General features: G+C 42.1%; 22 protein-coding genes and 1 pseudogene. 11 read left to right on the top strand and 12 right to left on the bottom strand.

Translation table 11 applies throughout. The features are described from left to right. Nucleotides 1-344: 344 nt before the first annotated feature. Together BROSI_RS14250 and BROSI_RS14245 are read right to left on the bottom strand one after the other, a co-directional pair. On the bottom strand, nucleotides 345-1,439 hold the full coding sequence (locus BROSI_RS14250) for a DUF362 domain-containing protein (RefSeq protein WP_052564464.1): 1,095 nt from the start codon (nucleotides 1,437-1,439) through the stop codon (nucleotides 345-347). Between the two features lie 313 nt (nucleotides 1,440-1,752). Then, the gene (locus tag BROSI_RS14245; RefSeq protein ID WP_052564463.1) at nucleotides 1,753-2,313 is read right to left on the bottom strand and encodes an OsmC family protein; all 561 of its coding nucleotides are present in this window, start codon (nucleotides 2,311-2,313) and stop codon (nucleotides 1,753-1,755) included. 284 nt (nucleotides 2,314-2,597) lie between these two features. Between BROSI_RS14245 and mqnE the strand changes: the two genes are divergently transcribed. The 5 genes from mqnE (at nucleotide 2,598) to BROSI_RS14220 (ending at nucleotide 8,609) form a co-directional block, all read left to right on the top strand. Further along, nucleotides 2,598-3,725: an aminofutalosine synthase MqnE gene (gene mqnE, locus BROSI_RS14240; protein WP_200891755.1), complete on the top strand. Its 1,128-nt coding sequence runs from the start codon at nucleotides 2,598-2,600 to the stop codon at nucleotides 3,723-3,725. 282 nt (nucleotides 3,726-4,007) lie between these two features. Further along, on the top strand, nucleotides 4,008-5,933 hold the full coding sequence (locus tag BROSI_RS14235) for an FAD-dependent oxidoreductase (protein WP_052564462.1): 1,926 nt from the start codon (nucleotides 4,008-4,010) through the stop codon (nucleotides 5,931-5,933). Between the two features lie 15 nt (nucleotides 5,934-5,948). Continuing rightward, the gene (locus BROSI_RS14230) at nucleotides 5,949-7,277 is read left to right on the top strand and encodes an alkaline phosphatase family protein (RefSeq protein WP_052564461.1); all 1,329 of its coding nucleotides are present in this window, start codon (nucleotides 5,949-5,951) and stop codon (nucleotides 7,275-7,277) included. Then, entirely contained in the window at nucleotides 7,268-8,035 is a 768-nt protein-coding gene (locus tag BROSI_RS14225) for an MBL fold metallo-hydrolase (protein WP_052564460.1), read from the top strand. Before BROSI_RS14230 ends, BROSI_RS14225 begins: the two co-directional genes overlap by 10 nt. A gap of 31 nt (nucleotides 8,036-8,066) precedes the next feature. Beyond that, nucleotides 8,067-8,609, top strand: coding sequence for a cysteine hydrolase family protein (locus BROSI_RS14220; RefSeq protein WP_052564459.1), 543 nt, complete (start codon nucleotides 8,067-8,069; stop codon nucleotides 8,607-8,609). Nucleotides 8,610-8,730: 121 nt separating this feature from the next. Here the strand turns inward: BROSI_RS14220 and BROSI_RS14215 are convergent, their stop codons facing one another. The 5 genes from BROSI_RS14215 to BROSI_RS14195 form a co-directional block, all read right to left on the bottom strand. Next, entirely contained in the window at nucleotides 8,731-9,111 is a 381-nt protein-coding gene (locus BROSI_RS14215; RefSeq protein ID WP_052564458.1) for a c-type cytochrome, read from the bottom strand. A gap of 56 nt (nucleotides 9,112-9,167) precedes the next feature. Continuing rightward, nucleotides 9,168-9,578: a cytochrome c gene (locus BROSI_RS14210; RefSeq protein ID WP_157842548.1), complete on the bottom strand. Its 411-nt coding sequence runs from the start codon at nucleotides 9,576-9,578 to the stop codon at nucleotides 9,168-9,170. Between the two features lie 628 nt (nucleotides 9,579-10,206). Then, nucleotides 10,207-10,737: a hypothetical protein gene (locus tag BROSI_RS14205; protein WP_052564456.1), complete on the bottom strand. Its 531-nt coding sequence runs from the start codon at nucleotides 10,735-10,737 to the stop codon at nucleotides 10,207-10,209. A gap of 564 nt (nucleotides 10,738-11,301) precedes the next feature. Continuing rightward, a complete protein-coding gene (locus BROSI_RS14200; protein ID WP_052564455.1) occupies nucleotides 11,302-11,565 on the bottom strand; it encodes a Na+ dependent nucleoside transporter N-terminal domain-containing protein in 264 nt (87 codons plus the stop codon). Between the two features lie 125 nt (nucleotides 11,566-11,690). Continuing rightward, on the bottom strand, nucleotides 11,691-13,319 hold the full coding sequence (locus BROSI_RS14195) for a phosphohexomutase domain-containing protein (RefSeq protein WP_052564454.1): 1,629 nt from the start codon (nucleotides 13,317-13,319) through the stop codon (nucleotides 11,691-11,693). 138 nt (nucleotides 13,320-13,457) lie between these two features. On the opposite strand from BROSI_RS14195, the gene BROSI_RS14190 reads away from it, so the two are divergent. The 6 genes from BROSI_RS14190 (at nucleotide 13,458) to ispD (ending at nucleotide 17,290) form a co-directional block, all read left to right on the top strand. Next, a complete protein-coding gene (locus BROSI_RS14190; protein ID WP_052565860.1) occupies nucleotides 13,458-13,892 on the top strand; it encodes a PPC domain-containing DNA-binding protein in 435 nt (144 codons plus the stop codon). 52 nt (nucleotides 13,893-13,944) lie between these two features. Further along, a complete protein-coding gene (locus BROSI_RS14185; RefSeq protein WP_052564453.1) occupies nucleotides 13,945-14,457 on the top strand; it encodes a nitroreductase family protein in 513 nt (170 codons plus the stop codon). A 596-nt stretch (nucleotides 14,458-15,053) separates the two neighbouring features. Continuing rightward, entirely contained in the window at nucleotides 15,054-15,707 is a 654-nt protein-coding gene (locus tag BROSI_RS14180) for a LysM peptidoglycan-binding domain-containing protein (protein WP_162183245.1), read from the top strand. A gap of 78 nt (nucleotides 15,708-15,785) precedes the next feature. Further along, nucleotides 15,786-16,016, top strand: a complete 231-nt coding sequence (locus tag BROSI_RS14175; protein WP_082059220.1) for an FmdB family zinc ribbon protein — start codon at nucleotides 15,786-15,788, stop codon at nucleotides 16,014-16,016. Nucleotides 16,017-16,088: 72 nt separating this feature from the next. Beyond that, entirely contained in the window at nucleotides 16,089-16,565 is a 477-nt protein-coding gene (locus tag BROSI_RS14170; protein ID WP_052564450.1) for an HIT family protein, read from the top strand. A 44-nt stretch (nucleotides 16,566-16,609) separates the two neighbouring features. Beyond that, nucleotides 16,610-17,290 (top strand): 2-C-methyl-D-erythritol 4-phosphate cytidylyltransferase, encoded by a 681-nt coding sequence (gene ispD, locus BROSI_RS14165; protein ID WP_052564449.1) that lies wholly within the window; start codon nucleotides 16,610-16,612, stop codon nucleotides 17,288-17,290. A gap of 239 nt (nucleotides 17,291-17,529) precedes the next feature. On the opposite strand, the pseudogene gpmA reads toward ispD, so the two are convergent. The 5 genes and pseudogenes from gpmA to BROSI_RS14140 all read right to left on the bottom strand — a co-directional run bounded on the left by gpmA (nucleotide 17,530) and on the right by BROSI_RS14140 (nucleotide 21,432). Continuing rightward, nucleotides 17,530-18,251, bottom strand: a pseudogene (gene gpmA / locus BROSI_RS14160) (2,3-diphosphoglycerate-dependent phosphoglycerate mutase). 154 nt (nucleotides 18,252-18,405) lie between these two features. Next, nucleotides 18,406-19,380 carry a B12-binding domain-containing radical SAM protein gene (locus BROSI_RS14155; RefSeq protein WP_230400695.1) on the bottom strand — a complete coding sequence of 325 codons (975 nt, stop codon included), beginning with the start codon at nucleotides 19,378-19,380 and terminating at the stop codon, nucleotides 18,406-18,408. Nucleotides 19,381-19,394: 14 nt separating this feature from the next. Beyond that, nucleotides 19,395-20,252 carry an adenylate/guanylate cyclase domain-containing protein gene (locus BROSI_RS14150; RefSeq protein WP_052564447.1) on the bottom strand — a complete coding sequence of 286 codons (858 nt, stop codon included), beginning with the start codon at nucleotides 20,250-20,252 and terminating at the stop codon, nucleotides 19,395-19,397. A 224-nt stretch (nucleotides 20,253-20,476) separates the two neighbouring features. Continuing rightward, on the bottom strand, nucleotides 20,477-21,064 hold the full coding sequence (locus BROSI_RS14145; RefSeq protein WP_052564446.1) for a Crp/Fnr family transcriptional regulator: 588 nt from the start codon (nucleotides 21,062-21,064) through the stop codon (nucleotides 20,477-20,479). 35 nt (nucleotides 21,065-21,099) lie between these two features. After that, the gene (locus BROSI_RS14140; RefSeq protein WP_052564445.1) at nucleotides 21,100-21,432 is read right to left on the bottom strand and encodes a carboxypeptidase regulatory-like domain-containing protein; all 333 of its coding nucleotides are present in this window, start codon (nucleotides 21,430-21,432) and stop codon (nucleotides 21,100-21,102) included. Nucleotides 21,433-21,554: the final 122 nt, after the last annotated feature.

Genomic DNA, 21,554 nt, shown 5'->3' with positions numbered 1-21,554 from the left:
AGCGCAGGCGATACCATTCTAGGCAATTCAGCGCATCATTCTGTGATTTTATGTCAATTGTCGTCAGCAAAAACCATTCTACTGCCTTCGTACCGGCAGGGGGATGCTCTTCTTTCACATGGATAATCCAGAGGGATATCGGAGGTGTCTCTTTAAAACAGGGCTGAGGCTTCAATTCTGCCCGTATATATCGAACTGTTACTTCGGCAATACGGGCTGCGGCGCTTATCCCGTGCCTTCTGATTCTTCTTTAGCCATATACCGTGCTTCCAAATCCCCAGAAAACTCTCGTGTGGTCATCCAAAGCATACGGGATGCAAGGTTATTGATACCAGATATTTAGTCTAAACTACGATGTCGTCTTCTTGTCCACAGGGTACCAGATCGTAATCCATACTGCCCAGCCCAATCTCCTGTGCGTAAGAAATTTGAATCGTGTAATCAATGTTAGGCCAGGCTTCTTTGAAAAAGTCTTTTCCAATACGTTCTTTGATAATGTCCGTTGTTGCCTTTTCAATTGCGACAGGGTCTCTGGACGCAACGATGCCGATATCTTTCATATCCTGATTAAAAGGCTTATCCATACAATCGCAGTGCTTGGTAATATGGGTCAGGAAATTGAAAAAGACCACCTTACCTGTCTTCCCTTTTAAAATAGCCAGGCAGTGTTCCGCAACCTTTTTTTGCAGGTTGACCGTGCTCTCATCCCAGGCAATCTTTACCGCATCAAACTGACAAACGGCCAGACATTCCCCGCAACCAATACATATCTTCGGGTCGATAATGGCATACTGCTCACCCATCGTAATCGCTCCCACCGGGCACCATCTGCCACATGCGCCACAGGTATTGCACCGTTTCTTAAGAATTTGAGGAATTACGCCGGAGTGTTGTGCCAGTTTTCCGCCACGAGAGGAGAGTCCCATCCCAATATTTTTCAGGGTAGCTCCCATACCGGTTGCCAGATGCCCTGTTACGTGAGCGATTGAGACAATGGCATTTGCCGCCTTAGCGACACCGGCTACGTAAGCATATTTGCACAGTTTCTGGTTGATCTCTACCTGCACGTCATGTTCGCCAAAGAGCCCGTCCCCAATAATAATGGGGGCTCCAACGCTTTCGTAGCTGAAACCGTGCTCGTGGGCATGTGAGAGATGATCAACGGCGTTGGTGCGACGACCCACATACAGGGTATTCGTCTCTATCAAAAAGGGTTTTCCTTTACAATCCTTTACCTTGTCAACTACCGCTTTAACGACAGGTGGCTTGAGATATCCAATATTCCCTTTTTCGCCGAAGCTGGTTTTTACTGCCACCATGTCATTTTTCTGAATTTCATCCGCAAAACCAGCAAAATCAAAGAGATAATTCGTCTTTTGTGCAAGGGAAGAAACATCCTCACCATTTTCTACCTTGATAAAATAGACCTTACTCTTCATCTTTTTCTCCATAAATTTGAATTATTGTGAATTATACATCGATAATGGGGTGGCACGGACAAACTCCGTTTGTCCGTGTTGAACTTCCACGACGTTGTTTATGAATTATCCATTTGAAATTTGGATAGACAATACAAGCCTGACCCTTGCAAGTACAAAGCATTAAGCAGTTTTACAACAACACCCCGTCAGATTATGGTTACTCTGTATCAAGTTTATAAATCACAAATTGTAAGTCTCTTGAGTATATAAGCAGTTTCTCTTCACGTTTCCGACTCTTGACAATCTCACGGATGACCTTTTTTTGTGGCGCTCATCTCTTGTCCAGTAGAACAGAGACAGGCACCGGAGCTGCTATAGAATTAAATACCGGTGAGTATTTCTGAGCCATACGGATGAGTTCCTCCTTCTGTACTTCAGCTATATCCGCATCGATTTTGAAGTACACGCGGATATTCTCATAGCCGACTTTCACGTCTTGCGATATTCCAAGAAATCCCCGGAGGTCCAAATCACCCTCTAATCTGGATTCAACTGCCTTTACTGTGATTCCTTTGGCAGATGCATGAGCAATCAGGCTTGTCGTCAGACAACCAGACAAGGCAACAAGAAGATATTCGACAGGATTAGCGCCCTTATTCTTCCCCAAAAGAACAGGAGGTTCATCCAGTTCAAATACCATAGGCTCCCGGGAAGTATCCTCCTTGCCAGCACCATAAAAATCTTTTATAGTTGCACGATTGTGTGTGCCGTCGACCCATTTATTGGTTGCCCGGAATTTGAACTTCGCAATTTCAGGTTTTTTCTTAATATTTTCTATCGTACTAAACAACTGGCCGACATCTACTCCGTTGACTTTCTTTTCCTGTGTCATCTCGTTCTCCTCTTTTCCTGATGGTCCAATATCTTTTAATTATACAATTCCCCTAACACTAGAATACACTACCTGTACGCGGTCGTATGTTAGGGATGTTATAAAATCTATCTTACTAAGGTATAATAAAATAGATAATTTTGTCAATAAGGATATACTATATAAAACATGAAATTAATGGAATTTCCGTTTTTCATCCTCTCAATCCTGTCAAAAATGAAAATTCGCATGCTATCCTGACTGGGACATATTCCTTGATTTTGACGTCAAATTCTGATATTTTCATGAAAATGGAAAAATTATTAAAATCATTATCCATATACGATATCCTTCAAAAGGCGGAACAGGGTGAACGACTAAACTTTGCGGATGGTGTGCGGCTTTTCAAGTCCAATGATATTCTCCCTATTGGTCATATCGCAAACATCGTCCGTGAACAAAAAAACGGCAATACGGCATACTATATTACCAATCGACATATCAACTACTCCAATATCTGCAAGAATCGTTGTAAGTTCTGCGCCTTTAGCAGGGACAAAGAAGAATCCGGTTCATACGAGATGGATATGGGGGAAATCCTCGAAAAGGCCGTAGCTGCGGTTGAAGAAGGTGCAACGGAACTCCATATCGTCGGCGGATTGCATCCGGATATTCCATTCGGTTTTTATATAAAGATGCTCCGTGAAATTCACGAAAGCTGTCCTGATATACATATCCAGGCATTTACCGCAGTAGAAATCGAACACCTGTCTCAGATAGCAAGACTTTCCGTACATCAAACGTTGAAGGAACTTAAAGAGGCCGGGCTGGGCTCATTGCCGGGAGGTGGCGCGGAGGTATTTTCTCCAAAGATTCGGGAGCAATTATGTCCGGAAAAACTCAGCGGCGATGGGTGGTTACAGGTAATGCGTGAGGCCCATACCCTGGGATTACGGAGCAATGCAACAATGCTCTATGGTCATGTGGAAACTCATGAGGACAGGATTAACCATCTCATAAAGTTGAGAGAACTTCAAGACGAAACGGGCGGATTTATGTCTTTTATCCCGCTGGCATTCCATCCGAAAAACACTGAACTATCAAACCGTTCCAGTACTACAGCCATGCTGGATTTAAAGGTCATTTCAATAAGCCGGTTGATGCTCGACAACTTTGACCACATAAAGGCATTCTGGATTATGCTGGGAATCAAGCTGTCCCAGGTTTCTCTCAGCTTCGGCGTGGACGATATTGATGGAACCGTACAGGAAGAAAAAATAACCCATGCTGCTGGTGCAGAAACGCCGGAGGCATTATCCGTCCGCGAAATCATCAAGCTGATCAAAGAGGCTGGCCGCGAACCCGTCGAGAGGGACACACTTTATAATCCGGTAAGAAGAAAACAACGGGATGTCATGCTTCAAAAGGCATAAGTACACGATGGAAGTCAGTACCTTATATTTGACGATGAGGAATTTCGAAGTTAACAGCGGCATGAGCCCCCCCTCGGTCCCCTTTTATTAAGGGGAATTTCGTGCGAGATCAGTCAAGCGATTAAAGGGTGTTGTCTATGCCTAATTTGTTGTTAATTACCATTTTTGAAGAGAAATTACAAATCACGATTCGCGAATTATGATTTCAAATCCCAAATCATAATTCGTAAATTTAAAATATTTTTATTTTAGCTTGTCCAGGTTAGGAGGTATTTATAATTAATGACTGCTTTTCCGAAACTCTTCAGCCCATTTAAGATAGGTTCACTCAGCGTAAAGAACCGTATGGTGATGTCCCCTATGGAAACCCATTTATGCGATAAAGAGGGCTTTGTAACAGAGGAGATTATCGCTTACTACAGAGAGCGTGCTTTGGGAGGAGTGGGATACATTACCCTGGAAAATACTGCTATTGATCCCGTTGGCAGGGTTAATGACGGTATGCTATGCATACATGATAACAAATTTATTCCGGGTTTAAAAAAACTAACGGACAGCATCCACACAGTAGGCGGAAAGATTGTTATACAATTAAGCCATGCAGGCAAAGAGGCGTTGTCCTATTTTACCGGTCTGAAACCAGTAGCCCCTTCTGCCATTCCGAGCCCTTTAACCAAGGAAATGCCCAAGGAATTAACGGGTGAAGAAATCAAGGCTATAATCAATAAATTCGCCGATGGTGCCATCCGTGCCATAAAGTCAGGATTCGATGGTGTCGAAATCCACATGGCGCATGGATATCTGGCGAATCAATTCCTTTCCCCGGAATCGAATATACGAACAGACGATTACGGGGGAGACACAGCCCGCCGTTCACGATTTGCCAGGGAGATTGTCGAAACCATCAGAAAACATGTACCCGAAGACTATCCGGTAATATGCCGTATCAGCGCAGACGAGTACACCAATTCTGGACTCAAACTGGAGGAAAGTAAAGAGATAGCCAGGATACTTGAAAAGGCTGGCGCCAGCGCCATTCACGTTTCTGCATGCAACTACGCATCCGCCTTTTTTAATATACCCTGTTATTATTTAGAAGAAGGCTGTTTTATCCATCTTGCAGAAGGGATCAAGTCTGTTGTAAAAATACCCGTATTAGCTGTTGGCAGGATTGTTAATCCCACGATGGCCGAAAACGTACTGCAAGAAAACAAGGCCGACCTCATTGTATTGGGGCGCACCCTTATTGCTGACCCATACTTCCCCAACAAGGTAAAAGAAGGCCGGCTTGATGAGGTAAGAACCTGCATAAGCTGTAACCGGTGTATCGAAAGTATCTCCGAGAAAAAGCTTGTATGCACGGTTAACCCTTACATTGGCAAAGAAGGCATTTCCTGCACAACAAAAACCACACAACCAAAGAAAATACTTATCATTGGGGGTGGACCTGCCGGGCTCTCTGCTGCTCATTTACTATCCAGCCGTGGACATAATGTTACTTTGTGGGAAAAGGAGTCACAGCTTGGCGGAAGTTTTCGTTATGCATCCCTGGCGCCCAGGAAAGAGTCCTTGGGAAAATTTCTCGATTATTTAATAAGCCAGGTTAAAAAGACAAATACTACGATTCTGCTCAACAAAGAAGCAACTGCTGAATCTATCAAACAATTTTCGGCCGATGCAGTCGTTCTTGCGCATGGAGCCAGAAACGTTCCCGTTGAAATCAATGGCACACAAAACAACGGCGTACTGAATGTTACGAAAGCCTTCCTGTCTGCTGATACCATGGGAAATAACATAGCCATTGTTGGCGGGGGCCCGGAGGGTTGCGAACTTGCCGACTTCCTCGCATCCCGGGGCAAAAAAATTACCCTTATAGAAATGCGGCGTGTCCTTGGATTAGGTTTGGTTGCGCATCCCCGCTATCATGTTTGCGAACGTCTGAAAAAAATGGGCGCTCAATTACATATCAACGCAAAGGTCACTGAGATTGGGCACAATTACCTCGTCATCAGCCGCCGAAGAGAAGCAGATCAGAAACTTGATGGGTTTGATACGATCGTTATTCCCACGCTTCATCAACCCAACAGTACCCTTGCAGCATCTATTCAAACCTTTGTTCCTGAGGTTTATACTGCCGGTGATGCAGTGGCAGGCCGTACAGCGCTTGAAGCCGTTGCTGAAGGTGTAGAAATCGGGATAAAAATATAAAGGACGAGAAATCGCATGGGGAAAAAAACGATTGTCATTGGCCTGGATGGAACTCCTTACAGCCTCGTTCATAAATTAACACAACAAGGTATCTGCCCAAATTTATCCAAATTACTCTCCGCGGGTTCACTCCGGGAGATGAAGTCCACACACCCTGCAGTATCATCAGTAGCATGGACGTCATTTATGACAGGGAAAAACCCGGCCAAACACGGCGTTTTTGGCTTCATGGACAGAATTCCCAACACCTACGATATGTACTACCCTAATTCAAAACATATACAGGGTAAACCGATCTGGGATATCCTCAGCAATTATAACAAGCGGTCTGTCGTGATTAACGTGCCATCGACGTACCCTGCCTCAGAAATGAATGGTATCCTTATAGCGGGATTCGTTGCAATAGACCTTGGTCGGGCATCGTTTCCAGCTTCAATTGTGCCCGCTTTGAAGGAAATGGGATACAAAATCGATGTTGAAACACAACTCATTCATGAGTCAAAGGACAAGTTGTTTGACGATTTATTTCTGACATTGGAAAAGAGAACCAGGGCAATTCTCCATTTCATGAAGAATGAAGTCTGGGACCTTTTTATTGGAATATTTACAGAGACAGATAGACTGCACCACTTCTTCTGGGAATTTACGGAAAGAAACGACCCCAAATACAGCCCTTTATTTCTGGACTATTATAAAAAAATAGACGCCGCTATCGGCAAAATTATGGAAAATATTGACAACGACACCACGCTTATTCTTCTGTCTGACCACGGATTTTGTGCTTTACAACAGGAGGTATATATTAATCACTGGTTAAAGGAGGAGGGTTTTTTACATTTCAAAACGACTCCGCCTAAATCCTTAGCTGATATGGGCGAGGGATCAAGGGCTTACTGTCTTGACCCCGGAAGAATTTATATCAATCTGAAAGGACGGGAACCACATGGATGTGTAGAGGCAGGCAATGATTATGAACAATTGAGGAACATGCTCATATCCAAACTTACTGGGTTGAAAGACCCTGTCACAAAAACAACCATAATTGATAAAATCCACAAACGGGAAGAAATATATCATGGAAAATATTTCGACAGAGCGCCTGACCTGGTGATAGAACCCAAGCATGGCTACGATTTAAAAGGGGCTATCTATAAGGAAGCGCTCTTGGGTAAGGGAGTTTTTAGCGGTATGCATACCTACGACAATGCTTTTGTGTATGTGAATCACAAAAATATCACCCAGCATTCTTTAGCGATTACCGATGTTACAGCAACTATCTTACATTCGCTGGATATTCCGCTACCTGGTGATATGGACGGTGTAAATTTTGTAAAATGGAACTAACGATTATCGGTTCTGGCACAGGCATGCCATCGGAGAAAAGGGCATATCCATGTACCCTCTTAAAGATAAGAGACAAACATCTTATTTTTGACACCGGCCCCGGCTCTTTAAGGCAACTATTCCTTGCAGGTATTACCTATTTGGATATTGACCACATCTACTATTCCCATTTCCACCCAGACCACTCGCTGGACCTTGTTTCATTCCTTTTTGCAATGCGATATAATGAGCCGAAAAGAACCAAGCCTCTTTCTATTACAGGTCCCACGGGTTTAAAGGCATTTCATGAAGGCTTGTTATGGGTATTTGGAGAAACGATAAAACCCAAAACCTTTGATCTGCATCTAAAAGAAATCGACAAAGGGGAAATAGTCTATTGTGATTGGAAGGTTATCGTAGAGCCCACACAACATTCAATGCATAGTATCGGCTTCCGCATAGAATCCTTAGAGGGTAAAACTCTGACGTACTCAGGTGATACGGATTATTGTGAAGGCATCCTGCGTTTAGCCAGAAAAGTTAATACCCTGATTCTTGAATGCTCTTTTCCAGATGGCCAAAAGGTTGAAGGCCATCTTACCCCCAGACTTTGCGCTCAAATTGCGAAGGAATCACAATGCGACAGATTACTATTGTCGCACTTTTATCCAGTCTGTGATTTCAGCATAAAGAAGAATACCTGCTTACCAGGGGAACTGAAAAATATTTATCATGGTGAGGTCATTTTTGCAGAGGATTTTGCAAGATTTACCCTTTAACCGGTATACATCTCTCACGAGAGATTAAAATATGGAAAATGCAAAACAACCCGGCAAAGAAAAGTATGCCCTTCTCATCGCTGATATGTTAAACGATTTTGTTAATAAAGGAGCTTCTCTCGAAGTTCCCACCGCAAGAGCGATAATCGGTAACATCAGGAAAGAAATAAAAAAGGCAAGGAAGAAGCATATTCCCATTATTTACTGCTGCGATACACATAAAGAGAAAGACCCAGAATTTCAGCTATGGCCAAGGCATGCCGTAAAAGGAACCGAAGGTGCGGACGTTATCAAACAACTGAAACCACAGAAAGAAGATTTTGTGGTGGCAAAAAAAAGCTACTCCTGCTTTTATAAAACCTCTCTGGATAAATTGCTCAAAAGATTAGGCATAACGCATTTCATAATTACCGGAGTAGTAACAAACATTTGTGTTTTATATACTGCAGCAGATGCCTATATGAGAGGCTATAAAATTATTATCCCTCAGGATTGCGTTGCTGCGCTTACCGAAAGTGAACACCAATTTGCCTTGCAGCAAATAAAGCGGCTTTTCCATGCGGAGATACTGTAAAATCTCTGAACTCCTCGCAAAAACGCAAAAGGGGTATATAAAACAGTATATTTTATATACCCCCTTTTTCTATTTTTCACTCTTTATTTTGATCTTGAGATTGCGAAAATAACTGCTATGGTTATTTTGTACCAAAATTTCTCACAATTTCTACCATCTTCTCGATCATTTCAGGTGACATCTTTCCCTGATAACCAGGGCATTTTCCCTTACCCGCGTTGATGTGCTTTACCAGCTGTTCATCTGTTTTTGACGATTGGAAAGCTGGATCGGTAAAATCAGGAACTCCGTACTCGTGCCCCTTAGCGGTACCCTTACCACCATTTCCGTGGCAAAAATAACAGCTCTCTTGTACAGCAAAACCAAGACCAGCGAAAATCGTATATGGACTCTTTGTCGTATCGCCAGGGGTGTGATGAGTCAATGCCCATGCTGAACTGGTTATAGATAACCCCAGACCTACAACGGTGGGTATTATGTATGATAAACGCAACAATTTCATGATTCAATTCCTCCTCATTTATTTTATAATGTATGTAGGATGTCTAATGTATTTTATTACGGAACGAGCTTTAGCTCTGATCTATAAATCTTATGACAATTCCTGCAGGCAATCGTTAGCCTTCTGAACTGCACCTGAATTTCTTCGAGATCCTTGTTTGATGCTGCCTTATCAATCTCGGTTGAATGATAGAGAACCTCGTCATTCAAAACGTTATAATTCTTATCGGTTGCAAATTTGCCCTTGGAAGTCTCAGTATCTGCGTTAATTGCCTTTGCAGCTGCCGAAAATTTCGCAAATTGACTATCATCTGCAGCGGAAAGCCCGGTCATAGCTCTCATTGTCTGAAAGTTATCCCACATTTTTTTACATAACTCGCCCTGGCTTGCCTGTCCATAACTCACTGATGACACCGCAGCAATGAATAATGTAATCGTTCCGGCGAAAATACCTTTTTTTAGCCTCATTTTCCCCTCCTCACTTTCCTTTTTTCTAAATAACTTTATAAACGTACATACCACTTATGGAATTACAACAAAACATCTGCTCCTGATAAACAAGAAAACGCCTTAGCATAAAAGGGCTTTTATTCCTTAATCGGCATCCCTCGAACTTAGCAACCAGCCCCTAAACTTCAAACTTTCACTTCACCTCCCTTCATAACTAAAAAACATTGAATGCATAGTGCAAATGTCGTAATATAAACAATCTACCCGGCATATAAAAACACAACAACCCTTGCATTTCCCAACGGCATGTACCTTGCAAACTGCGCGAAACCATACCGTTCTTTCTTCTTATATAAGGAAGAACGTCCGGGAGATCAAGATTATTTTAGGAACCAAGACTCTTTATGTACTTGAAGCAGAAAAAACGTATGGGAAAAGGGGCATAGCGGGTAGTAGCCAGTTTCTCTGTCGCTGCTACCAAAAATCTGACGAGACCACAGCGAGATTGATTTTAAAACCCCGATTCCCGGCAATATATCATTGAAGACAAAATGAGTCAAGGAAAAATTTTATGGTCGATTAAGCAAGAAACGGTAAAAATCTGATTTCTTGCCGTATTAACAACGATGCTCCCTGGAGAAAATCTCTACCAATCTTTTGGAACGCCCGTTTCCTTTGGTGCGGGTATTTCTTGTTGTCCAGGTTGTAATTCCTCTTTTTTACCAGGATACAATTGCGGGTAAATATGAATTCCTAAATGTTTATGGCATAAAGCACACGTTTGCCTTAACCGTCTTACTTGCCATTGGGCATCTTCCAGTGCCCCTTTCTCGTCCTTATGGTTTACAACTTCTAACATCTTTTCTGCCTCTGACAACATTATCTTGTTCAAGTCCTGGTATTTTTTATCATCAGGACGAGGAAATTTACTGATAATTGTCTTAGTCAGTTGGGTAATGTTTGCACTCGCCTCGGATATAACCTTCCAATCATTACTGGTATATTTGTAATAACCAGATATTTGTTCAACGGCCTTATAGTGTTTGTCTATTTCACCCATAATCTTTGCTAATTCACTTTTTTCTTTTTCACCCTTCGGCGCCTCATCGGCAAACCCCTGAGTTGCTATAATGCATCCGACAACAACAAGTCCTGCAAAAAAACTCTTTCTTATCAACTTCTTTAACCTCCGCCAATGAACCAAAGTTTATACTGTTATCAATACGAACTGCTGCCTGTTTATCGCCGGCGTGTCAACTCAAACGGTTACCTTAACCATTTTTGTCACGTACAGCAGAGCATATATCGTACCAAAACAAACAAAAGAGGCAACCTCTCCAAAATCAATGAGTTATTACATCACGCATAAAATACATGAACTATTTAAAAGGAAATCATTGGTTTAAATTAACCACCAAGCGAGAAACATGTACCAAAATTTACAGGAAAAACAAAAGAGAGGTTATTATAAAAAAATATTCCATATGTCAAATATTAATTCAGGTCATTACCTGAGAACCATAACCTGTTCAAGGGCAGAAACGACGCTTCTTATCCGTGAGAATAGTCTCCTAGCCGATAACGAAATGAACCGGTATTTTTACAACACAAACTTAAACATTAATCGCAAAAATTCCCACGGTTGCGCCGGTCATGCAGGTAGCAAGGGTTCCGGCTATAATGGACTTAACCCACAAAGAGACTATCTCATAGGACAAATCTCGAACCCGGTGATTTTTCATCAAAGGGAAGTGAACCTCCGCCAAGATAGCCAAACACAGAAGAAGCCCCCCGCCTTCGTAGCTTCTTCCAGAGACACAGCAACTTTGCTCATCACCTGAAAGATCTCTTTGAACACGGGAAGTTTCAGCATAACCGCAGCCAGTATGAATTGTATTGCAAGCCGTACCATGACATTGTACAAGTTAACCTTCCATTCGTTTTCACTCATGGACCAGGCTATAGTGATCAAAGCCAGTATTCCAAGGACACCTTGAATAATCATTTTCCCTTACCCTTATTTTTAGAGAACGTACTCTTCATCATGATGCACCAGATGACACGGCAACAATCTGCAATCTGTTGAACATAGATCGGCAGAAGGAGCAGACGCAGTATCATGTATCCCCCCTATGCAAGTGCTTCTCTCGTCAGCCTTTCAGCTGCCCCGATCATATCTCTCAGATCCTCTGAAGACCGTGTCTCCACATAAAATCTTACCTTCGGCTCAGTGCCTGACGGCCTTATCAAAAACCACGAATCATCATCGAATACAACCTTTATTCCGTCTCTATTTATTATTGTTTTGATATTTTTACTATTTTTGCCAACCGTTATTTTGCTTCCGACAGTCAGTTTTGTCTGAAGTCTCGAAAGCTTCTCAAGAAGTGGCGCACCTGCCAAAGAACGGTCAACCTCCACACCGGCCCTTTCGGGAAAATAAGCCCCAAATTTCTTCTCAAGTTCACAGAGATACTCACCAATATTTTTCCCGGTAACTGCCATCATTTCAATTGCAAGCAAAAGCCCGAATAAGGCATCCTTTTCAAGCGTATTATTATAGCCTGATATACCGTCGCTTTCCTCATATGAGACGATAGCCCTCTCTTTTGCGTCCTGAAGCATATAGGGTCTGAAATTTTTAAAACCAACTGCCGTCTCTTTTATAGGAACGCCGAGTTTTCCGGCAATAGCATTTCCAAAGTTGCTCGTGGCTACAGACTTTACCAGGACACCCGGAATATGCTTGTATGTATGCAAAAAATGTAACGCCATGGCTCCAAAGTGGTTCATAGTAATGTCTGTTTCCCCATCCGTGAATCGTATCCTGTCACCATCCGGATCCATTATGGCGCCCAACTTAAATCTGTTTTCTTTCTCTCCTAATACCTCCATAACCAACTTCATATTCTTTCCTGAAGGTTCTGGTGGTATGCCTCCAAAGAGATAGTCATCATCCGCCCTTAAATATCTTATTTTCGGACTTTCACCCAGGAGTATATTCGGCCTTCTCCTCGTAGCGCCATGGACATGGTCGATACAAACAAAACAGTCCGCCTCTCTTATAAAACGCCTTATCCTCTCAAGGTCTAGGGTGCCACGTTTTTTCAGAAAGCCCTCATAGAGTTTTATCGTATCAATTTTGTGGAAATCCCCTCCCTTTGGTTCTTGTATCATCGTCTTCTCAGCCATCATCCTGTTTGCATTTTTTTCGATAACCTTTGTTATCTCTGAACCGGCGGGCCCTCCATCAGATGGATTAAATTTAAATCCTGAATAATTCGCCGGATTGTGCGAAGGGGTAAGGTTTATAGAACAGGCGGCATGTAACATATCAATGGCAGCGGAAAATTCCGGAGTAGTGGCCTCACCTGCATAGTAGACCTTTATTCCTTCTCTCGCAAGCAATCCCATTACGGCTGTTGCGAATTCAGGCCCTAAAAACCGGTTGTCATGGCCTACAATCACACCCCGCCTTTTAACCTCATCAAAATTCTTTACTCCAAGTGATTCCATCACCTCCTGCCCGCCAGCCTTGAACATTTCCAGAATCGCAGTAGTTACTATGCGCACGTTATGAAAGGTAAAATCGGTGCCCGTTTCACCCCTCCAGCCTGATGTACCAAAAACGATTTCAACAGGCGCAGTATTTTCTGTTGCAAATCTTCTAATTTCTTTGAGAAGACCTGCGTTTCGTTTTACGTCTGAAAGTATAAACTTCCAGCAGGATATTGCATCTTTAAAATCATTTATTTTCATAATACACCTCCGGATCTTTTTTGTTATTGATTTTACTTGCATTTTCGGGGCTTTCAAGTTATTTATTTAAGCTAACGTTCAGAAAAACAGATGAGCGGGCATCGAGGTGATAAAAAGTTATGCATGGAGGTTTTGGGGATGAAATATCAGGTAGGTAAGACAGGAAGGGTTGTCGTCGCAAGATTTGAAGACAAAGAGGATGTTCTTGGAAATCTCAGTAGCATAGCAAAAAAAGAGGGTATAAGCGCTGCTGCATTTTATCTGGTAGGCGGCATGCGTGAAGGGAAGATTGTGGTAGGGCCTGAAAAAGATGAGATTCCCCCTGCCCCCGTGTGGAGAGATCTTGGCGAAAGCCACGAAGTCGTCGGATTCGGAACCATATTTAACCAGAACAACGAGCCAAAGGTCCATTTACATGCAGCATTCGGCAAAAAGGATGCGGTAAAGGTCGGATGCCTCAGGGAAAATTCTAGCACATTTCTCGTCCTTGAGGCTGTAATTATCGAACTCTGCGGAATCAATGCGGCAAGGGAGCTTGATCCTGTGTCAGGATTAAACATTTTGAAGCTTTAACAAGGGTTTTTTCCATCCTGAATATAAATGTAATTTTAACCTGGAAAAGGTTATGGAGATTTTAAAAGCAATTAAGGAGAGAAGGAGCATAAGGAGTTTCCAGAAAAAGGACATTTCCGGGGAAATTGTTGATAAACTCATAGATGCCCTGATATGGGCGCCGAGTGCAGGGAATCTGCAGGCAAGAAAGTTCCTTTTTGTGAAAGATGCAAAACTCAAAAAGGGAATTGTCTCATCTGCTTTGGGCCAAAGTTTTATTGCCGAAGCGCCCCTTGTAATCGTTGGTTGCACAGATAGCAGGATCTCTGGCAGATATGGAGAGAGGGGTGTATATCTTTACTCCATTCAGGACGTCGCAGCCAGTATTATGGGCATGATGCTGGTAGCGCATGAAAACGGGCTCGGCACGGTATGGGTGGGCGCATTTGATGAGGAAGAGGTATTCAATCTCCTGAATTTACCTGAAAATCTCCGTCCTGTTGCCATAGTACCTGTTGGCTATCCCCTCGTGACTCCGCCACCTCCTCCGCGGGTATCAAAACATGAGGCAGTGGAGTTTCGATAATCAAATGTTCCAGGATAGTGATAAAATCAGAACTTCGTTACTCTCCCGATGGAGAGCAAAGAGACCCTTCGCTCTCTACCCGCAGCCTGGCAATTCCTATACATAAATCTGGATGACCTTGAAGATGTTACTGAGTGATGCAGCGCTGCATCATTCAATCTTTATGCTTTACAACCTGCAAGACCTGCCACACTTTTTTCATCCCAGTGACGGCGCTGTTTTGCGTAAGTCCAATTGTCTGTCGATTTGCTTTGAAAATAGGGAGGTTCTTCATTGACAAAGGTAACAAACCGGTTTTCTGTTCACTAATATCACTTGAATTTGCCTATGACCACTGATAAAATTCACTAGTTATGCATGTCTGTAAAATAGTATGCAGGTTTTTCAACTTTTGAATCTGCGCAAAAGGGCATGCTCCAAAGCGTATAGTTTCCGAAAAATACCGAAAAAGAACCAAATTTGATTTGCCATACACTATGAAAAAATATCATCTTCTACACTTTGTTGTCATATGTGCTGCGTTTTTATCGCCTTTCATCGGAGGCTGTGCCTCACAACCCAAAAAGTCAAAGGTACCGACGCCTCTGGAGAGCGAAATGAGATCCATCGAAGGTCAAAAGTCAGGGGCTTCTTATCAACCCTCCATTTCAGGCGAAAAGACGACCTATGTAGTTAAAAAAGGGGATACCTTGTGGCGCATTTCGAAAAACTACGGAGTATCCGTTGATACAATTCTTCGGGCCAATCATATCGGTAATACAAAAGACTTGAAAGTGGGGCAGAAGCTTATCATCCCCACCGCTGGAAAATCTTATACATCGTTTGCATCGCACTCAAGTTGTGCATCAACAACAAGTAATGTTACTGGTGGTGTGTCTGCCCGTGGTTTTATCTGGCCTGTAAAAGGACAAATTGTGTCGCAATTCGGTGAAACGAGGAATGGAGTGAAAAATTCAGGTATCTATATATTGCCACAACCAGGCCAAAAGGTTGTGGCCGCTAAAAAGGGTACCGTCGAGGCCGTCACCGATGCGGATGACGGCATGCGTGCCATCGTGATTAAACACGAGGGAGGAGTCCGCACCATATACGGATGCTGTTGTAATCCGGTTGTGGGGGAAGGCAGTTATGTGGAGCAGGGACAGCCCATAGCAAATGCGAATCCGGGGGGTACAGGCAAATCACAAGAAGTCAATTTTAAGATCTATGTTAAAGACAAGCCTGTTAATCCCATGTCTTATTTGCCATGAAACCAAGGCCGAAATCTTGTTTTTGGAATCTCAGATAAAATAGAAATCTTTAAATATCAAGTTGTGGAGTAATTTACTATGCCAATATATGACTTCCAATGTAACCAATGCAATACAAAATTTGACGAATATTTCAGGAGTGCATCAGAGCGGAAAAAACTGTTTTGTCCGTCCTGCCAGAGTGGTAATGTTCAAAAGATATTTTCGGTATTTGGGGTATCTGTGGGAGGAAGTGGCAGTGGTACTCCTGATGGCGGTTCAGGTGGTTGTGGAAGTTGCACAGCCTCTACCTGTGCCGGGTGTGGATAGTAACCTTATTTCCTAAACCCTGATTTATGATTTTTAACCTTTTTGATCCTGGTTTATCCAGGCTATTATCCTATGAAAAATCTCTGGGCGCCATGGCGTATCGCATATATTCAGGAACAACCGAAAGAAAGCGGTTGTTTCCTCTGTAACTCTTTTCAGAGTAATCAGGACGAAAAACATCTCATTGTTTATCGGGGCAAAGAGTGTTTCTGTATCCTGAACAAATATCCATATAATAGCGGCCATCTCATGATTGTACCGAACAAGCACAAGCCGGATATTTCGGACCTCACCGATCAGGAAATGCTGGAGATTATGAAGCTGACACGAGACATGAAAGAGCTTCTTATGGCCATGATGGAACCCGAGGGTTTTAATCTTGGCATCAATTTGGGAAGGTCTGCCGGCGCGGGGCTTGTTGGTCATTTCCACCTCCATATTGTGCCACGATGGAATGGAGACACAAACTTTATGCCTATTATCTCTGATGTGAAGATTATTCCACAGTCTCTGGAAGACCTGTATAAAGAATTTAAAAAACGTTTGTAATGCCTTAACCACGAAGTAGCATAAATGGTACGAATGAATATAAAATGGCAGTATCAGTTGTTTTAGTTGGAGCGGGTCTTGGCTTACGTATGGGTGGGTCTGTCAAAAAACCCTTCCTGCCGATTCATGGCAAACCCATATTTCTCCACACGATTGAACGGTTTTCTCAAACTGACGTGATCGGTGAAATCATCCTTGTTGTTGGTGAGGCTGAGATACAATTCCTTCGTGAACAATGGCAGGATGTCCTGGATGCCTGCAAGGTAAAAAAAATCGTTGCCGGTGGCAAAAAACGTCAGAATAGTGTTTATAATGGGCTTTGCCAGACGAGGGCTGATGCCGAAATCGTATTGATCCACGATATTGTCAGACCCCTTGTACGAAAAGAACACATCGAAGCGGTTATAAACAAGGTAAGAGAATCCCACGCCGCTATCCTTGCCGCACCTATGAAGGCTACCGTTAAAGAGGCAGGAAGTGATTTGCGCATCCAGCGGACCGTCCCAAGAAATAATCTCTGGATGGCCCAGACACCGCAAGGATTCAAAAGGGAACTCATCCTAAAAGTCTTCGATCAATTTCAGGACGTGGATAGAGAATTTACGGACGATGCGCAAATGGTGGAAAAGGCAGGGTACCCCGTGTATATTGTGCCTGGTACAGATGAAAATATTAAAATTACCACACCAGAAGATATGCGCATCGCTGAAGCATTGCTTAAATAAGTGGGGTTGTAAGCTACCGTGGACCAAAGTTTGTGTTGGATTGAGGCACGAAACCAGCAAACGCAAGGTAGTACGTCCATGCCCGACGTGGAATTTTGAATTGTAACTGTAGGACGAAGAGCCTCTCCGCCCTACTAACTTAATCAATTGACGAATCACGGGAGCAACAATACAAACGGTAATTTGATAAACACTTGATTGGTATCGTGTTTACTTTCAGGAGGAAATTCATGACTATCCTACGCTTCTTTTGCTTGAATGATCTTTTCTAAATTTCCAAGATAATATTTCGAGGTTGGTTTTAATCTCTCATCAAGTTCGTACACGAGGGGTATACCTGTAGGGATGTTTAACTCCGTGATTTTGTCGTCTGGTATATTATCGAGATATTTGACCAAAGCCCTTAAACTATTTCCGTGAGCTACAATGATAGCCCTTTTTCCCTCATGGATAGCAGGTAATATTGCCTCATTCCAGTAAGGTAAAAACCTAAAAATCGTATCTCTTAAACTCTCTGTTAAAGGTATTTCTTTTTTATCAATATCCTGATATTTTATATCATTGCCAGGATAACGTTCGTCTGTTAACATAAGGGAAGGAGGAGGCACATTATAACTTCTCCTCCATATAAGGACTTGTTCTTCTCCGTATTTTTTAGCCACCTCTGCTTTGTTTAAACCTTGCAATGCGCCATAGTGCCTTTCATTCAATCTCCATGTTTTGTATACAGGTATCCACGTTAAATCCATTTCATCTAAAATATACCACAAAGTCTTAATTGCTCTTTTAAGTATGGAAGTGAAGGCTATATCAAAAACATATCCCTCTTTTTTAAAATTTTCCCTGCTTGTTTTGCCTCTGCAACTCCACGAGCTGATAAATCAATATCCGTCCATCCTGTGAATATATTTTCGTAATTCCATATACTTTCTCCATGCCTTACTACTATCAGCTTTATCATATATTAAAAGGCTTTCTCCCGTTTTAATGATTTCATCACCGTTTTTCGGGCGTTTTAATACCAGAATCATTCTCCCGACGACTTCGTTTTAGAAGTTTTTGTTCATTAAAAATCGCTAAATATAATTCGTATTGAGACGTAGTTCCCGGCTTTTTTAATCACCATTTTGTATCCTGTTTTGAGTAACTACCTGAGGTCTTTCAAACAACCTGTCCGTATAATCGTGAATTATCCCGGAATTATTTTTCAGGTATTTGGTTGGCAATGACGAGTTCTTAAAGATGTGTAGTTCGCAGACTTTATGGAAATGGTGACCGTAAATTGCAAGTCTGATGGCTAGCGGGAACAACTTTGGATAGTTAAGGCATGTCCATAACAAGAAGTTCCAATAATGGAATCGTTCCTTGCCTATGATTCCCACGTGGTAGATTGAACGAAACAATGCCAGGATGTACCCGAAGTTCTGTGGGGTTTCAGTTTTTTGAGGGTTATATTCCCGGAAGAAGGTCTTGAGGCGGTGATAGTAGTGTTTTGGAGAATAAATGTGATGCAGGATATTTTTGTATCCCTCCCGTAGGACATCAAGGCTCATCGCAGGGATAATATTTGTTCCACCGTCTATACTGTTCCAGGATATTTGACCTAGCACACGATTTTCCTGTCTCAGACGTTTGGGAAGTTTCGTGCCAGGCAGCGCTTGAAGCATCCCAACAACAGCCATTACAATCCCACTTTTCTGAATAAAATCAATTTGTTGCTGGAAGACGGAGTGCATATCGTTATCAAACCCAACAATAAAACCTCCTTCTACCTGCAATCCTGCCCGGTGTATGCGTTTTACGTCTTCAATTAAGTTGCGGTTTTTGTTGTGTTTTTTGCCGCATTCGATCAGAGTGTCTTCATTCGGCGTCTCAATTCCAATAAAAACGATATCAAATCCGGTATCAATCATCATTCTCATCAACTGCTCATCATCCGCAAGGTTTATAGAGACCTGACAATTGAATGTTGTTTGCCCTTTGCCTCGTTGCCATTCGATAAGTGCGGGCAATAATTCTGACTTAAATGAAATTAACGGATATTGAGGAATAATATTGTACCATGACAATATTTTATCGTTCCAGTTCAAATTGTGAACGCTTACTATTTATCCTTCATATTCCATATTCCATTCCAATCTGTATTGGAGGGGCTCTTTGAAAGGATATTACATCTTTTTGCCATAACCGATCCTATACCTAATCCATATTCCTGGTAGATTTTCTGAAAGAGTTCCGCTGCTGTTCCCCATTCTCTTCTGCAATACCTCGAGTACGCCTCCGAATATTCTTTCATGGAGTTTTTTTTAATCTCAAATCTGGGGTCATTGTCAATAAGAAGTTCAAATAGGGTAACGGGTTCCCTGAAGCCCTTTAGTATAATCCGGTCAATGAAACGATAAGAGAACCTCTGGTCAGTATGAATGTAACCTTCAGCAAATTTAAAAAACCGGTCAGAAATCAAAACCCTGGCATCATATAATCTCGATAGTCCTTCAATTCTGGCAGCCTCATGAATACATCGTCCTACCGGATGATGGCGTTTATCCAGTGGGTAATAAACAAACGAAACCCCTCCTACCGTAATGCCAAAACCGATATCGATTCTGGGTTTAAAGACACCCTCGCTTTGGGAATCATTATAAATGCGCATGCGTTTTGTAAGCCTATAAATATTTTCTAAAATGTACTTTGCATTATCTTCCGGAAATATTCCCATCACACCATCACCATATATTTCTGCATAGGTGTTTTCATGCCCTAAATAGAGTTCTTTATAGGACGTTTCATGGACGTCCATAATAAATTCTGCATAGGTAAAGGGTTTTACTCCTGAACTTTCAATGCCACAGTAGATACCATGTTCGAAATCCATCAATATATCTGTTGAATTCCTGAGGTCGCAAAACAGAACAATCCGCTTCGCCTTTTCAGTTGGAAATTTAATAGTATTGTTTTCCATTCCCTTTTTCCTAAATTTGAGTTTATACCCTCTCTCAATCTATGGCATAACAAAACAAAAGGCTGTCCAAGAATAAGTGTTTTATTGGTATTCCCAGACAGCCTGTTTTGCTTACTGCTTCAAGTTTTTTGAGGCTTAACCGTGCCGCTTCAATCGGATTTACCTTTAACATCCACTACATTACCTGATATCTGACACTTGAATTGCTTTTGCTTCATGCATGTTTATTCACATCTTTGAATCAGTGTCGTAGATAATGAATCGATAGTCCTGGAGGCTTCTTCCAGTTGCGTCATGAGTTTTATACTTCCGTCTATAGCTGAAATAAAACGTTTACTCGCCCGGCCCACTACTTCGCGCAAGAGATCTGGCATGTTTTCGACCTCTTTCTCAAAAAGCTTGGGATCAATCATCCGCCCTTTGATATCCGATATCTCACGTATACAATTCGTCAAACGGTTATAGGCATCGTTAAGGTATAAGAGGTCTTGCGTCATTTTGTCGAGTTTGACACGCGATTCTTTCGGGAGTTTATTAACAGCGTCCATAAAGGTGTCTTTGGTGATCATGCCTACTATTACATCGCCATCTGCTGTCACAGAGGCGGTTCTTTTCGCCATACCAAAGAAACTCATTTCCCCAAAAATATCCCCTTCCTTTAACGTGCCAACAAGCGCCGGTTTGTTATTGATGTTTTTCCAGACCTTGGCCCTACCGGATTGTAAAACGTAAGCGTAATAAGCCCAACTGCCTTCTTCCAGGATGATACTACCATCCTTTATCTTCTCCGTTCTGCTAATGAACTGCTCCATAAGACTCCTTTCAATTATTTTGAAATAAAATGCCTTTAATTAGTCGGAATTGGGTTTGCGACCATAACAACCATCTCTAAATATTTTTTTTCATCCTTTAATAAACTTACATCACTACTTTGTGTTTGGTAACCTTCTTTTTCATATGTGAGCGTATAACTTCCAACACTTAAAGAAAGGTAATAACTGCCACTAGCAGACGTTTTTTCACTATAAACTTTATAATCGTCTTTACTAGATATCTTAACTCCAGGCAAACCTTTATTATTAGTATCGTACACATACCCACAAATATCGCCTGCAACTGTTGCTTTTGTAACACCACACGTAAATAAACTCAAAACCATTAACACAATCAATTTCCTCATGGATTGTTCTCCTTTTGTAAAATTGTCCCTCACGCCAAAACTATAAGACCGTGATTCTTAATCATTCGTAGAAATGCTTTTCATTTGAAGCTACCAAAGGAAGGTAAGCAAAATAAGCTTTG

Source organism: Candidatus Brocadia sinica JPN1 (assembly GCF_000949635.1).
In the GTDB taxonomy this organism is placed as follows: Bacteria; Planctomycetota; Brocadiia; order Brocadiales; family Brocadiaceae; genus Brocadia; species Brocadia sinica.
Note: the sequence above shows the minus strand (reverse complement) of the source record. Positions and strands in the feature narration are given on the sequence as shown.